This is a genomic window from Photorhabdus bodei, from assembly GCF_003287735.1.
Classification (GTDB): domain Bacteria; phylum Pseudomonadota; class Gammaproteobacteria; order Enterobacterales; family Enterobacteriaceae; genus Photorhabdus; species Photorhabdus kayaii.
On sequence record NZ_NSCM01000008.1, the window covers coordinates 65284 to 81596 of the forward strand.

The following is a 16313-nucleotide window of genomic DNA, read 5'->3' on the forward strand; positions in this document are numbered from 1 at the left end:
TCAGCCGAAGGAAACCTGGAGGAAGACAGCTTCCCTTTCTTTTAACAGCAAAATTAACTGGTCGCAGTAGGCTCAAATTACCAAACTACCCCCATTCTTAAAATAAGCTTTGATACCCGCAAAAATTGACTCTGCGACTTGCTGCTGGAAACGTGCGGTTTTCAGTTTCCGCTCCTCTTCCAAATTGCTAATAAACGCAGTCTCTACCAGAATAGAAGGGATATCTGGTGCTTTCAGTACCGCAAATCCAGCTTGATCCACCCGATTTTTATGTAATTTATTCACTTTGCCCATACGCTTAAGCACTTCGCTACCAAATTTAAGGCTGTCATTGATTGTCGCAGTTTGTAACAAATCAAACATCGTATGATCCAGATACTTATCACCGCTTTTACTCACTCCGCCAATTTGGTCAGCTTCGTTTTGCGTCTGGGCTAGAAAACGTGCGGTATTACTGGTTGCACCTTTAGTCGAGAGTGCAAAAACCGAAGAACCACGGGCAACTCGGTTAGTAACAGCATCAGCATGAATAGAAACAAAGAGATCAGCTCGCATTTTACGCGCTTTTGCCACCCGGACTTTTAGCGGGATAAACACATCTTCATTACGGGTCATATAAACTTTCATACCCGGTTCACGCTGAATAAGCGTTTTTAATCGACGGGCAATTTGCAAAACAACGTCTTTTTCACGAGTTTTATATTTGCCAATAGCGCCAGGATCTTCCCCGCCATGTCCAGGATCGAGCATGATAACAATTGGCCTGTCTTTACCTGCTTTGCCTGACTTTGGTTTTTCTACTGGCAGATCTTCTGCTAAATGACCTTTATTATACTCTTCAAGTAGGGCAAGCAATGGATCATCATCCGTATTAACCCTCTCTGCCGGATAAATATCCAACACCAGACGATGTTTAAATTTCGCCACCGGTTTCAAAGTAAACATATGTGGGCTGACCGATTGCTTAACTTCAAACACCAAACGAACCGTTTTAGGATTAAACTGCCCTACCCTCACCAGTTTAAGATAAGGATCACGGGATTGAATCTGCTCCCCCATCCCGCTTAGAGTATGATTCAGTTGTATACCTTCAAGATCAACCACAATTCTATTTGGATTTTTTAGCACAAACTGGCGATATTTGAGTGGAATATTGGATTCAAGAGTCACACGGGTATAACTGGATGCTGGCCAAATACGTACCGCTATAACTTTTGCTGACGCTGCGTAACCCACCTGGCTAACACTAAGTAACCACATCGCCGCGGCTCCCTGCAACAAACGACGTCGTGACAGACTATGATCTGAATGACTCATCTACTTAATATTCCATTCATAAAATACAAATACTCAGGTGATATTCACCAAAGAAACGATCAAATTAAAAACTTTAACCAATCGGCATTATGCTGTCATCAATAAACAGCATTTTATATTTTGCAAATTATTAACGTCCACAGGTATATGAAAATGTTTTTATCTGAATTGCCTCTTGCCATTTTCTCTCAAAAGGAATAAAAAAGCATAAATTACGAATAAAAATTCAATCGAGAGTCTGTTATGAAAGAACGCAGCACCGAATTAGTTGAAGGATTTCGTCATTCTGTTCCGTACATCAATGCACATCGTGGTAAAACCTTTGTGATTATGCTCGGTGGAGAAGCTATTGCTCATGAAAATTTCTCTAATATCATCAACGATATAGGATTACTGCATAGTTTGGGTATCCGCCTAGTCGTCGTTTATGGCGCCAGACCTCAAATTGAACAAAATCTTGCAGACCATCATTACAAACCGGTTTACCACAAACATACCCGTGTAACCGATAATAAAACATTAGAATTAGTCAAACAATCCGCTGGTTTGCTGCAACTGGATATTACCGCACGTCTTTCTATGAACCTGAATAATACCCCGTTACAAGGAGCCAATATTAATGTTGTCAGCGGTAACTTCATTATTGCTCAGCCTCTTGGTGTTGATGATGGTGTGGATTATTGCCACAGCGGAAAAATTCGCCGTATTGATGAGAATGCCATAAATAGTCAATTAGACAATGGCGCAATCGTGCTAATTGGCCCTGTCGCGGTTTCTGTCACCGGAGAGAGTTTTAATTTGCCATTTGAAGATGTCGCCACCCAATTAGCTATCAAATTACAGGCTGAAAAACTGATCGGTTTCTGTTCTACTCAAGGCGTACAAGACAAAGACGGAAACATTCTATCGGAAGTTTTTCTTAATCAAGCACCAGAGCTGATTAAAGAGCTCGAAGTTAAAGGTGACTACTATTCAGGTACAATCCGTTTTTTACGGAGTGCAGTAAAAGCTTGCCGCCGTGGCGTTCGTCGCAGCCATTTATTAAGTTATCAGGCAGATGGTTCTCTACTTCAAGAACTATTCTCCCGAGATGGTATTGGCACTCAAATAGTGATGGAAAGCGCAGAACAAATACGCCGGGCTAATATCAATGATATTGGTGGTATTCTCGAACTCATTCGCCCACTGGAACAACAAGGTATTCTGGTTCGCCGTTCAAGAGAACAACTTGAGAGAGAAATTGATAAATTCATCATTATCGAACGCGATAACCTGACTATCGCCTGTGCTGCGCTCTACCCTTATCCTGAGGAGAAAATTGGCGAAATGGCTTGTTTAGCGGTGAATCCTAAATACCGCAGCTCTTTAAGGGGTGAAGTATTACTGAATCGCATTGCGGAACACGCCAAACAGCTCGGACTGGAAAAACTGTTTGTTCTGACTACCCGCAGCATTCATTGGTTCCAAGAGCGAGGTTTTGAGCCCGCAGAACTCTCAATGCTACCGATTCAGAAACAAGTGTTATATAACTATCAGCGCCGTTCTAAAATTCTTATGCTGAATTTGGAACCACAGCCTGGATTCACATAATAAGTGCAACACCGTTAATCTGTTTTTAATTCCACACTGACTGACATACTTGGCGATTAAATAAATGGTTATTTTGTATTTTCCATTCATATTAAATTGTGAAACGCGCCCCAACAGTTAGACATTTTGCCTGTCGAAAGGCAGAAGTCCCCATATGGGGCGCTTACATTTAAACGGCGCAATTCACCTATTTATAAGGCCCGCGATAACCATCGCGGGCCTTGTCACCGATCAGTGCCAGTTGGCTGCCAGCACAGGTTGCAGCCGCTGTTGCTCAACATCGCCGAGCATTGCGGTCGCAGGCGCCGGTGGCGCGAAGGCAGCCATCGCCTGGACAAGATTTTCGACATTACGGTCCATCAACCGATGACCGTCACCCGCCATGATGCTACCGGGTCGTTCGGAAGGACTGGCATACCAATTATGCAGTGTGACCTCCTGCTTGCTGCCAATGACCGATATTTGCAGATCCTGCCCTTCATGCTGGAACCACAGACGCTCAGGGCTGATGTCCTTTCCGAACACCAAGTTCCCCATCTTACCGCTAAATTCCAAATCGTTGTCCCCATGCCCGACTTCTACCGTCGACATAGTACCACTAGTCACAATATGGTTATTACCCTCCCCGACTTTCACTTTCGACATAGTACCGCTGGTCACGATATGGTTATCACCATTCCCAGCTTCCACTCGCGACATGGTACCACTAGTCACGATATGGTTATTACCGTCCCCTACCTTCATTGTCGCCCTCCCTCCTGTACCAGTGATACTATTGTTACCATGTCCGACGGTGAGTTTGTCGATATCTCCGACAATGACGTTATTACCATTACCCAGCGTAATATTTGACATCGATTCTGCCACATTGACTGTATTGTCACCGTTACCCGCAACCATTTTGACACCTACAGCTTTCACATTGACAGTCTTGCTCTCGTCCCCCAAGGTAACCTCGCCAAAAGTTTTTTGGACCGTAATGGAATTAGGGTCAGTGGTCACCGGTGTAGGTTCCACTGCTGGCTCAATTTTCGGAACGTTAAGCGTTGTGCGCGGCTCAACAGGAGGAGTGCTAATCGGCTTCCGGTCAATCAGTGACATCCGGTCAACATTCTGGTTTAAACGCGACCTCAGGTCGACAAGGCCAGTGCCAATTCTAATCGGCTCCAGCTTAACAGGGGTAACTTTAATCATATCCCGGTTAATAGGTGACATCCGGTCAACATTCTGGTCAATACGCGACCTCAGGTCGACAAGGCCAGTGTTAATTCTAATCGGCTCCAGCTTAACAGGGGTAACTTTAATCATATCCCGGTTAATATCAGTAGAAGAAACTTTAGTCAGATTCCAGTCTATAAGGGGAATGCTAACCGGCTTCCTTGGGGGAATACTAATCGGCTTCAGGTCGATAGGGGAAAGTGGTAAAGGCTTATCAACGCCAAGGGGGTCGACAATTGGTGTCAATGAACCCGGTACAGTAATCGTTGGTTTATCAAGAGATTGCGTCACCACTGGCTTGACCGTTGGAACCAAATCCGGCATAGGCTCCGCAAAAAGAAAATCGGCCGCATCGACCTGCGAAATATCCAGAGTATCGAGATACAGCAACTTCACGTTTGAATCAGTACCGCTGGCCCCATTAAAGATCACTTCAACGCCATGAATTTGTGACAGGCCGTTGATCGTGCCACGATTACTCTTAGCAATGGTGAGTTGGCTGAAATCAGTGACGCCGGTTTGACGCAAATCAATTTTATCAATGCCGTGACGGAACCCACGTAATGCATTCTTGTAGTCCTTAACACCCGGTTGGGCTGCCACCACAAAAACGTCTGACGCCGCACTGTCATGGCTATAGATCGTCCCATTCAAGCTAAATTTCATCTGACCCTGAGCATCGCTAGTGAGCATGACGCCCTTGCCGCCGCCCTTAAGGATCACGGTTCCCAAGCCTTCTTGCGGCTGGAGCGTTGAGGCGTCGCTACTCGTATAAGCCACCGGGGCGATAAAGGTGTCCTGGAACTTGAAGTTCGCCGCACCGATCCCGGCGAGTGTCTGATTTTTCAGGACAATGCTCTGCCCCTTACCCAGATCGACCTTAACATCCGCCCCCTGCTGCGTCAGCAACAGATCGGCAAACGTTTTTCCACGAAATCCGACCAGATCGATGATCTCGCCACGAGCCGCCTCGAAGTTGCTAATGATATCGCTACCCGCCTCACGGCGGTGGACCACAAAGAAGTCCTTGCCCGCGCCACCTGCCAGTGTGTTGTTTCCACGCCCGCCATCAAGCAATGCATCGGCATTACCAGCAACCAGCGTATCGTTGCCATCGCCGGTGACGATGTTCTGAATGCCCGATGGATTCTTTATCGTCAACGCTGTGCCGCCAATGCTGGCAACACCTGTCAGCAAGTTGACCGAGGTATCCCGCGAAACAGCCGCCGCATTGAGGGTATTACGCCCTCCCGCCACGCCATTCACCGCATCATCCAACACCGCGCGGTTGGCCTGCCCGACCACCGATTGGATATATTCGTCGGTGTAAAAGTAAGTGTCATCCGGGGTGCTCTTGCTGCCGTACAAACGTAGCGACCAGGCATTTAATGTGACCGGCAGGCCGGAATTCGCATCGCTCACCTGTAGGGTCCAGTTGCCAGCCGAGCGTTCACCCAAATCATGGGTCGACATAAAGCTGTATTTGAACGTCCCCGACTGGCTACTACCTAGATCAGTCGCGCTCGCGCCCGGCATACCGTCTGGAACCTTACCCTGACGATTGAGCAATATGCTCTGAGTGCCATCAGGAGAGATCAGTTTGAGCGTCAGATCGCCAAGACGGCCTACCTGAGCGTCAAAATCGATCTCGACATGTTCGACATTCAGACCGGCATTCATGGCGATGGACGATGTTAGCGTTTCCCCCGCCGCCAAGGTTTTCCCCAGAGGGCCGCTGGATGCGCTATAGACAAACTCGTTGGCAGCGGTGCTTTGAGTCATCCAAGACTCAGCCAAGCGAACAGCGGCTCGCGCATCGATTTGACCGAAACCGTAATCGTTGCTGGTATGCATACCGCCGCCATTCCAGCTATGACTGCTATTATCACTCCATGCGGTAGATGGGTCATTGATCTTGCGAGCGGATAGAGCAAGGATCTGCTGCACATCCCTATAGCCTAAGTTCGGGTTGGCCTCAAGCATCAACGCAACAACACCGGAGACTATCGGCGCGGCAAAGCTGGTGCCTTGCATGCTGGTGTAGTCATTGCCGAAAGTTGAGCCACGTTCGGTTTTCAGCATATAGCTGGTAGACACGACATTGCTGCCCGGCGCCGAAACCAACAGGCTGGCTCCCGGATTGGAGAACGGTGAGGAGCCAATCTGCAAAGTCGACAAATCGCCCTGCGCGTTGATTGCACCGACTTCCACCGAAAAGCGGTTGTTATTGGTCAACGACCCTTGGGCATTGCCGCCTTCCGCACGATTATTGCCGCCCGCCGCCACGATGACGGTACCCAATCCGCCACGACCATTAGCCGCCGCATACTGCGCATTCAGGCTCAGCGACGCGGCAGTATTTATGGAACCGCCCTGAAAGCTGCTGAGCGCGAAATCGTTGGCAAATCCCCAGCTATTGTTGGCAATATCAAAACTGACCATATGCCCCAGTCCCGCAAGATCGGCACCGTCATTGGCCAGATAATAGCCGCCCAACGTCGCATCATGGGCAACCCCGACACCACCTGTATTATTTTTCGCCGCAACCATCACACCCGCCACCATCGTCGCGTGGTTGGAGACCACATTCGGCAAGGCGCCATTGGTTTGTTGAGTCTGCAACCAGGCTTTGTCGACATTCGCCGCAAGGTCGGGGTGATTGATATCAAATATTTCAGGCGCGGTGGCAAACTTACCGCCCGGCTCGAACTGACCAATGCGTACCCCTTTACCGGTGTAGTCCTTCCAGACCGGCAGAATGTTGGCATCGCTCAGATACCATTGTTGAGCAGCCAAGGGATCGAGCGGGACTTCCGGGGTCAATAATGTCGCAACGGCGCGCATCGGCGCGGTTTCCCCACTGCTTAGATCGACTACCGATGCTGATGGATTACCGGCTGCGTCAGTTACACCATATTTAAAGCTAATGACACCGGTGTAATCTGCATCCGGCGTAAACAAGACATCACCCTGGGCTGTGAGGCTGACCGTACCGCCTATCGCATCCCCAACATTGGCAATGCGCAGGGCACCCTGACTGTTAAGATGTTGATCGTTAGCCAACAGACTTTCTGCGGCAATCAGATGTGGCTGAGTACGATCAAAAACCTTGCCGTCCTTGTCGTGAGTGAGGACATCCTCGACAGGCATCGCATTGGGTGTTTGTAAATCAACCGCCGAAATATCTGAAAAATTGAGTTTTTGGATATTTTTCAGCGTAACCGTGCCGTCACGCCCGGCGACCTTATCGGCCACCACATACCCACTGTCGGTACGGGTAATTTGATAGTCGCCGTGGTTACCGTGCAGGCTGACGATGTTGACCCCTCCGTCCCCATCAATCCTAGCATTGCCGTGACCCACTTCGATTACGTCGTCACCAAAGCCTCCAAAAATCTTATCATCGCCGCCACCAGCGTGAATAATGCTGCCGCCTTCGGAAGCATAGATTGTGTCGCCCTGAGGACCGGCATAGATAACCGACTTGCCACTGCCACCAATGATAGTGTTGTGCCCGCTGCCGCCGACCAGGACGTCGTTACCCATGCCACCGACCAACACCGAATCGCCGGAGCCGCCCTTGATAAAGACACCATTGGCTCCACCGCTTCTGATGACATCACTGCCACTCCCGCCTTGAGCCATAGTTAAACCGGCTTGAGCCATGTTCAGCTCTACACCTTTTTTGCCGACAATGATCGCCGTATCGTGCCCGCCATTGCCGTGAATGTTTTTCGTATCGTCAGAAGCGCTGATGACAAAAACATCATCGCCAGCACCACCGACATAGGTATTGCTCCCTGCGCCCCCGACCAGCCAACTGCCAGTTTTTGCCGCAATCAACGTATCATTGCCGCTGCCACCATACAGATTGCTTACTCCCAGTTGCTGCGCATTTAGGATTTCATCTGTTTCACTCTGGCTGGCGTAAGCCGTGGTTGTGATATCGTTGTGAGTGGAGGTCACTCGTGTGCCTGCTCCCTGAGTACTCAAGGTATTACTAACGGGGTCACCAAGAAAGTCGACGGCCAGCACTTCCTGAGTTTTACCATTGATAGTAAACGACCCACTGGCAACGACCTTATTCCCATCACGGACGTCTGTTTTGTTCGAAGCCCGGACGTTTATCTGAGTAATACCCCATTCTGCCAGTGTTTTGAGTTCGCCCGCATCGACTTTTGCATCGTGGGTGCCATCAACCCAGACCCGTAATTTACCCCAGATCGGATCACGTTCATCAATCACGCCATCCTTGTTGGCATCTTCACTGGCTAAAGCACCGAAACCCTCCTTGAATTTTTTCTCGCCAGCGACTCCGTTTATTCCGGCCTTGCCACCGTAGTATTCGGAAAACATCTGGGCGGCATTTTTTATCTGACCACTACCATCGTCGATCACCAGTATTCCCGTATTGCGATCCGCCCAGCCGCTACGCTTAAGCGTGCCACTGTTGTCCATGTCGAACAGCACGCCGTCACGAATGTCAGTCATATGCACACCATTGCCGCTCAGATCCAATAACAGCGGGTCAACATAAGTGTTAAACGTTGTCATCGCCGACAAGCCATTCAACGTCACAGCGTTGCGCAGGCCGAAGTCCAGCTTGCTGATGTCTCCGGGTTGGTAGAAAGGCTTGTAGAATTCCGACAGATAGCTGTTGGGTTTGACATTGGGGTCGAGCTGCATTTCACCGGGACGAATACCACCGGTGGCAAGGCTGGCCATTTGGGTTGAAGTGAAGTCTGTTTTATTGAGCATATCCCCGCGGGCAGATATTTTATGTGTTGCAGAATTTTGTATAAACCCATTGGCAACATCCTGCTGCGCTTTGTTTTCGCCCTGAATATGTTTCTGCGGCTGTGGGGAGGAATTGATATCAATATTAATCAAGTTTGTCGATGGCGGGCGAGGATGTATATCGTCTACGCCAAGCCATAAACATTGCATACCACCTTTTTCTTCATAATACTCACCATGACGAGTCAGGTTGTCACGAATGATTTGAGCTCCATTAACATCTAACAATCTCCGCAAAGGAGCAACATTGTTATTGGGGAACAGATTTCCTTCAAAATCTCTATGATTGTATCCAATGACCTTTAATGATGAAAACACGAAATCTACGCAACTGTTGGTAAACAGATTATAGCGTTTATTATCAAATCTAAATCCAAATTCACCTGACTGCGGGTCTTTTGAAAAATCTTCTAACTTGTTGTACTGATCTTCAGTCAACTCTATGGTGGTTTCATAAGAGGTCTGTTGGTAGGCGGCATTATCAAAAGGCGTTATTCGCCCGGGGCCAAACGCTTGATCAAACTGTGACTCAAAACCGACACTTTTTTCATTCCCGTTCCCGTCACTTAAAACATACCACATATGACCGCCAGTTGAAGAATGTACGTCTCCGGCTTTGTGCTCGTTCTTATCGGCCTGATAAACATACTGAGACCCCTGCGGGGCAACTTTATAGGTTACGGTATATTTCTTTCCCATACTTGTTATTTCCTTGTTTTTTTACAGATGTTGATCAAATTTTTGGATTAAAATAGGTAAACTCGATAAAACTCTCAATGCCATCAAATTCAGGGACATCTTCCAGAGTAGTAATGACAGCAGAGTAACGTCCGGGGGGTAACGAAAATGTTTTAATTTCTCGCACCGCCGTAGTTACCGTTCTTTCTTCGTAATCAAAGGAGTGCCCCCCATCGTATCCCCCTGCGTTTATTTTTTCGTCAAAAAAAACCTGACCGTTTCTAACCAGATGAAGCGAAACGGGAGTTGTCACCCCGTCATCATAAATACTCCCAAATAACTCATCTCGCCTGTTCATTTCATCATGACCATGCCCTCTAGCAAACAACAGGGCAAACTGATAGTCTCCCTTCTTGCTGATTTCAAAATCAATTTTGACTGACTGGTCAGAATGCGACACATCAATCGGTCTGTATATATTAATGGGCTCAGAACATGCCATTAATAATGTACAGCTCATAAAAACAACAATATTTCGCCAATTTTTAAACCTTTCGTGTATACGCAATACTTTCATTTCATCACTCCAAATTTTGATATTTCCTTTGTTTATACTGATACCATTTTAAATCTTTGGATCGTAATGGTTGAATTCAACAAAACTCTCAATACCATTAAAAACTGGCACATCTTCCAGGGTGGTAATTACCGCAGAGTAACGTCCGGAGGGTAACGAAAGTGTTTTAATTTCTCGCACAGCCGTATTTATCCTTCTCTCTTCGTAATTGACGGCACGCCCTCCTTCGGATCCCGCAGCATTTATTTTCTTGTCAAAAAAAATCTTGCCATCTTTAACGATATGGAGTGAAACGGGGGTTATTACTCCGTTTTTATAAACTCTCCCAAACAACTCAAACCTCCTTGCCATTTCATCGTAATCATCCGTAGTAGCAAACAGCAGGACAAACTGATAATTGCCTTCCTTGCTGATTTCAAAATCAATTTTGACTGATTGACCAGACTTCGATATGTCAATCGGTCTGTATATATCAATGTACTTAGAGCAGGCCATTAATAATATACAGCTTATAAAAACAATAATATTTCCCCAGTTTTTAAACCTTTCGTGTACCTGTAATACTTTCATTTCATCACTCCAAATTTTGATATTTCCTTTGTTTATACTGATACCATTTTAAATCTTCGGATTAAAATATGTGAACTCGACAAAACTCTCAATGCCATTAAAAGCAGGGACATCCTCTAGGGTGGTAATTACCGCAGAGTAACGTCCCGGAGGTAACTCAAGTATTTTTATATTGCGCACCGTGGTATTTATACTTCTCTCTTTGTAATAGAAGGATTGTATCCAACCACTGCCCACTGCGTTTATTTTCTCGTCAAAAAAAACCTTACCGTCTTTAACCAGACGAAGCGAAACGGGAATTGCAATCCCGTTCTTATCAATACTTCCGAACAATTTATCTCGCCTTTCCATTTCATAAAAAACCATTCCCATTAGCAAACAGCAGAGCAAACTGATAATCTCCAGCCTTTCTCTTGCTGAGTTCAAAATTAATCTCAACGGATTGCCAAGAATGCGACACATTAATCTGTTTGCGTATAGTCTCAATGTGCTTAGAGCATGCCATTAATAAGGTAAAACTCATAAAAACAATAATATTTCGCCAGTTTTTAAACCTTTCATGTACCCGTAATACTTTCATTTTGTCACCCCAAATTTTTATATTTCCTTTGTTTATACTGATACCATTTTAAATCTTCGGATTAAAATAGGTGAGCTCAACAAAACTCTCAATATCATTAAAAACAGGGACATCCTCCAGGGTGGTAATTACCGCAGAGTAGCGTCCGGGAGGTAATGAAAATGTTTTAATTTCTCTCACAGCCGTATTTATACTTCTCTCTTCGTAATTGAAGACACGCCCTCCTTCGGACCCTGAAGCGTTTATTTTCTTATCAAAAAAAATCTTGCCATCTTTAACGATATAGAGTGAAACAGGGATTATTACTCCATCTTTATCAGCTCTCCCAAACAACTTAAACCGCCTTTCCATTTCATCATAACCCTCCCCAGTTTCAAACAGTAAGGCAAACTGATAATTACCTTCCTTGCTGAGTTCAAAATCAATTTTGACTGATTGACCAGACTTCGATACGTCAATTGGTCTGTATATATCAATGAACTTAGAGCATGCCATTAATAAGGTGCAACTCATAAAAACAATAATATTTCGCCAGTTTTTGAACCTTTCGTGTACCTGTAATACTTTCATCACGTCACTCCAAATTTTGATATTTCCTTTGTTTATATTGATACCATTTTAAATCTTCGGATCGTAATAGGTGAATCCAACAAAACTCTCGATGCCATTAAAAGCGGGAGCATCCTCCAGGGTAGTAATAACCACAGAGTAACTCCCGGGGGGTAGCAAAAATGTCTTAATTTCTCGCACCGCCGTATTTACATATTTCTCTTCGTAATAGAAAGCCTGTCCCCCATCGTATCCCCTAGCATTTATTTTCTTGTCAAAAAAAATCTCGCCATCTTTAACGATATGGAGTGAAACAGGGATTATTACTCCATCTTTATCAGCTCTCCCAAAAAACTTAAACCTCCTTTCCATTTCATCATAACCCTCCCCAGTTTCAAACAGTAAGGTGAACTGATAATTACCTTCCTTGCTGAGTTCAAAATCAATTTTGACTGATTGACCAGACTTCGATACGTCAATAGGTCTGTATATATCAATGAACTTAGAGCAGGACATTAATAAGGTAAAGCTCATAAAAACAATAATATTTCGCCAATTTTTAAACCTTTCATACATACGTAATAATTTCATTTCTTCACTCCAAATAAAGTAAGGCGGCGAAAAACATTAACGGTCATTTATCTCAAACCCGGAAAACGGTGAGTATAGCGAGCCGGGTTCACAGAGCTGCCCTCACGAACCTCCGTTTTCTCACCGCTCTCTCAAACTTTCATCCAGATGCTGCTGCAATGGGCTCAAGAAGTAATCGATTACTCGTCGTTGATCGGTTTTTATCTCTGCCGTGATCGACATGCCCGGAGCCAGTGGGACTCGCTGACCATTGACCATCACGTGATCAGACTTCAAACGAATGCGGCTGCTATAGATGAGCCCATGCTTTTCGTCCTCGATGGCGTCGTTCGACACGTTGAGCACTTCGCCGTCAACGGTGCCGTACTTGGTGAAAGTAAAAGTTTCCACTTTGACGGTGACCGGTTGACCAACATGGACAAAACCCACATCCTTGTTTTCCAGCCTGGCCTCCACTTCTACCGATTGGTCTGCGGGGACGATGACCATCAGCGGCTGAGCGGGTGTCACCACACCACCGACAGTATGGATAGCGAGTTGTTGAACTGTGCCGGCCACCGGGGCTTTGAGGCTGGTCAAAGTTTCTTGATAACGGGCCTTCGCCAGCTCCTGAACCAAGGTCGCTGCCTTTTTGTTGGCTTCCTGTTGCAGGTCGAGCATGGCGCGGCGATTTTGCGCAACAACAGCCTCACGCCGACGCCGCGCCTCGTCCTGAGCGGCGGTGTACTGCAAGACACTGGCCTGTTGTACGCTTAACTGGCGTTGCAGATCCAGCCGCGTCTGCTCTTTTTCCAGATATTCATGCCGCGACACATACTGTTTCGTCAATAACCGTTGGTAATCCTCGGCCAATTGTGTAGCAATCGGCAGCGTTTTTCGCAGGCTAGCCACCTGAGATTGGGCTGACTGGATTTCGGCGCTGCGTTGGAGAATTTCTGCATCCACCAACTCCAGGTTGCTGCGGTATTCCTGGTATTGTCCTTGAAGCCAGCGTTGGGCACTGAGCACCTGCTCAGGGCTGGCATTGGCAATCGTTCCTACCAGCGAAGCCGGCGACTTTTGTTGATTGATCGCGTCGAGCATGGCGGCACTCCGCGCACTGTCGATACGAGCAGCCAACAGCTCGCTCTGAATCCGGCTGACGTCGGCGCTCGCCGCCGTCGGGTCGAGCTCGACTAACAACTCACCAACTTTCACCGTCTGACCGTCATTGACGTGGATCGCTCTGACCACCGCCGTTTCACTGGGTTGAATCAACTTGGTCTTGCCATTGGGAACAACCTTTCCCGGAGCGATAGCCACTACCTCGATTTTGCCGATGTAGGCCCAGAGCAACGCCAATACAGCAAAACCCAGAATGGTCCAGGTGAAAACTCTCGGTGCTGGGTGAACCGGTGTTTCCTGCAACTCTAAAGCCGTCGGTAAAAACTGTAATTCATGAGCCAGTCGCGGCGACACGTCCATGTTTTTACGTTGGTGCCAAGACTCACGCCACGCGTGACGATAACGCTGCAATAAGGAAAGGGTAGCGCTCATTTGAAATTATTTTCCTTGAATCGGAGTATGTTTATCTTGGTCACATCTGCCTCTGATGGTGTTATTAACCATTGATTATGTTATTAACCATTGATTGCGTGATTAGCCGTTTTGATCGTACTTTCCAGAAATGGAAGCCTGTCATCCCTGCTGCATTCGATGCAGTCGTGAATAGTGGCCGTCCTGACGTGCCAGTAACTCGGCGTGGGTGCCCTGTTCAACGATCTGCCCGCGATCCATCACAAGGATACGATGCGCGTCGCGTACAGCGGACAACCGATGAGCGATAATGATGACCGTGCGCCCCTTGCAAATGCTTTGCATGTTCTGCTGAACCACCCGCTCAGACTCGTAGTCCAACGCACTGGTCGCTTCGTCGAAAATCAAAATGCGAGGATTGCCGATCAAGGCGCGGGCAATGGCTACCCGTTGCCGTTGACCGCCTGAAAGTGACGCGCCGTGTTCTCCCACAATGGTGTCGTAACCTTCGGGCAGTTCAAGGATGAATTCATGAGCTCCAGCCATGCGGGCGGCGTGCATGACCACTTCGAGCGGCGCCCCCGGATCGCTCAAAGCAATGTTTTCGCGAATGCTGCGGTTGAATAGCATATTGTCCTGCAACACCACGCCGATCTGCCGGCGCAGCGAGGACACATCAGCCAATGCCAAGTCCATGCCATCGACCATGACCCGTCCGCGCTCCGGAACATAGAGCCGCTGCAATAAGCGGGTCAAAGTGCTTTTGCCGGAACCAGAGCGGCCCACCACACCAATGATTTCTCCCGCGCCAATGACCAGATTGACGCCGCGCAGCACCTCAGAACCATCAGCCCGATAACGAAAATGCACCTGTTCGAACTCTACCTGCCCCTTGAGCGGCGGTACTGTGCTACGTGTAGCCTGAGACAATTCCGTACGGGAATTGAGGATATCTCCCAGGCGCTGCACTGAGACCCCGGTCTGCTGGAAGCTGGTCCACAGTTGCGCCAAACGCATGATAGGGCCGCTGACACGGCCAGCCAGCATATTGAATGCGATCAGTTCCCCCACCGATAGCTGCCCCTCTATCACGAGGCGGGCACCGAGCCAGAGTGTGGCAACCGTCACTAACTTGCCGATAAGCGAAACACTTTCATTGGCGATAGTGGATAAGGTCTGTGTTTTGAAACCGGCGGCAACATAAGCCGCCAGTTGGTTGTCCCACTTGCGGATGGCCTGCGGTTCAACCGCCATTGACTTTAGGGTATCAATGCCATTGACCGTTTCGACAAGGAATGCCTGATTCTCAGCGTTGCGGGTGAAGCTATCCTGTAATCGCTTACGCAAGAGAGGTGTAACCAACCCCGAGACGAGTGCATAAAGCGGCAATGATAACACCACAATGAGAGTCAGCCAGCCGCTGTAATAGAACATCACAAGGATGAACACCAGAGAAAAAAGCACGTCGAGCATCAGGGTAATGGCGTTGCCAGTAAGGAAGCTGCGGATGTTTTCCAGTTCACGTACACGAGCCACAGAATCACCGACTCTCCTGGCCTGGAAGTAAGCCAGCGGCAGATTAATCAAGTGCCGAAAAAGACTCGATCCCAACTGCACATCAATACGGCTGGTCGTATGAGCAAACACGTAGCTACGCAAACCGCTCAAGGCCGACTCGAACAGCATGATGCCCAGCAATCCCGCCGCGACAACATCCAGTGTGGTTAGGCCGTGGTGCACCAGTACTTTGTCCATAACCACCTGAAAGAACAACGGCGTCACCAAGGCAAACAGCTGCAAGGCAAAAGACCCTAGCAAAACTTCCCCCAACAACTTGCGATATTTGACGATAGCCGGGATAAACCAAGTGAAGTCAAAGCGAGAAGTCTCTCCGGACAGACTGTTACTGGAACGCACAAGCACCAGTTGCCCTGTCCAACGCTGCTCAAGCTGCTCGAAGCTGATAACTTCGGGACGCGCCGAACGTGGGTCTTGAATCAGAGCCTGTTCTTTGTCCAGTTTAGCCAAAATAAAAAACCGCCCATCTCGGTCAATGGCAATGGCGGGCAAGGGAGTATGTTCAAGTCTGGCAAGTGTTGTGTGTACAGCCTTGGCTTTCAGCCCTGAATGACGGGCAGCCAGCAGTAGCTCCTTCAGGGTAAGACCTTGGTTGGAAGTGGAAAATTCGTGTGAAAGTTGTTCAGTCGATATAGCTATATTGTGAAACCTGGCCAACATAGCCAGGCAAATCAAGCCGGTATCCAGCTCCGGAGAAGAGTGGGGTGACTCAGTACTCATTTCATTATCCTGCATCAGACAACTTTATCCTTT

At 47.7% G+C, this 16313-nt stretch carries 11 protein-coding genes; 1 reads left to right on the forward strand and 10 read right to left on the reverse strand.

The genetic code is table 11. From position 1 onward, the window contains the following. Positions 1-72: 72 nt before the first annotated feature. Positions 73-1317, reverse strand: coding sequence for an N-acetylmuramoyl-L-alanine amidase AmiC (gene amiC / locus CKY02_RS08270; protein WP_112894920.1), 1245 nt, complete (start codon positions 1315-1317; stop codon positions 73-75). 243 nt (positions 1318-1560) lie between these two features. Here amiC and argA point away from each other — a divergent pair, with 243 nt between their 5' ends. Further along, complete coding sequence (gene argA / locus CKY02_RS08275; RefSeq protein ID WP_112894921.1) at positions 1561-2907, forward strand: amino-acid N-acetyltransferase; 1347 nt, start codon at positions 1561-1563, stop codon at positions 2905-2907. A 231-nt stretch (positions 2908-3138) separates the two neighbouring features. On the opposite strand, the gene CKY02_RS08280 is transcribed toward argA, so the two are convergent. From CKY02_RS08280 to CKY02_RS08315, 9 genes are all read right to left on the reverse strand, one after another. After that, the gene (locus CKY02_RS08280) at positions 3139-9621 is read right to left on the reverse strand and encodes a S8 family serine peptidase (protein WP_112894922.1); all 6483 of its coding nucleotides are present in this window, start codon (positions 9619-9621) and stop codon (positions 3139-3141) included. A 34-nt stretch (positions 9622-9655) separates the two neighbouring features. Beyond that, positions 9656-10177 carry a DUF5625 family protein gene (locus tag CKY02_RS08285; protein ID WP_112894923.1) on the reverse strand — a complete coding sequence of 174 codons (522 nt, stop codon included), beginning with the start codon at positions 10175-10177 and terminating at the stop codon, positions 9656-9658. A gap of 48 nt (positions 10178-10225) precedes the next feature. Continuing rightward, positions 10226-10747: a DUF5625 family protein gene (locus CKY02_RS08290; protein WP_112894924.1), complete on the reverse strand. Its 522-nt coding sequence runs from the start codon at positions 10745-10747 to the stop codon at positions 10226-10228. A gap of 48 nt (positions 10748-10795) precedes the next feature. Next, the gene (locus CKY02_RS26535; protein ID WP_338015650.1) at positions 10796-11080 is read right to left on the reverse strand and encodes a DUF5625 family protein; all 285 of its coding nucleotides are present in this window, start codon (positions 11078-11080) and stop codon (positions 10796-10798) included. Positions 11081-11099: 19 nt separating this feature from the next. Beyond that, complete coding sequence (locus tag CKY02_RS26540) at positions 11100-11327, reverse strand: hypothetical protein (RefSeq protein ID WP_338015649.1); 228 nt, start codon at positions 11325-11327, stop codon at positions 11100-11102. A gap of 48 nt (positions 11328-11375) precedes the next feature. Then, a complete protein-coding gene (locus CKY02_RS08300; protein WP_112894925.1) occupies positions 11376-11897 on the reverse strand; it encodes a DUF5625 family protein in 522 nt (173 codons plus the stop codon). Between the two features lie 48 nt (positions 11898-11945). Continuing rightward, the gene (locus tag CKY02_RS08305) at positions 11946-12467 is read right to left on the reverse strand and encodes a DUF5625 family protein (RefSeq protein WP_112894926.1); all 522 of its coding nucleotides are present in this window, start codon (positions 12465-12467) and stop codon (positions 11946-11948) included. Positions 12468-12587: 120 nt separating this feature from the next. Next, a complete protein-coding gene (locus CKY02_RS08310) occupies positions 12588-14003 on the reverse strand; it encodes an HlyD family type I secretion periplasmic adaptor subunit (RefSeq protein WP_112894927.1) in 1416 nt (471 codons plus the stop codon). Positions 14004-14144: 141 nt separating this feature from the next. After that, the gene (locus CKY02_RS08315; RefSeq protein ID WP_167405283.1) at positions 14145-16280 is read right to left on the reverse strand and encodes a type I secretion system permease/ATPase; all 2136 of its coding nucleotides are present in this window, start codon (positions 16278-16280) and stop codon (positions 14145-14147) included. Between the last annotated feature and the right edge of the window lie 33 nt (positions 16281-16313).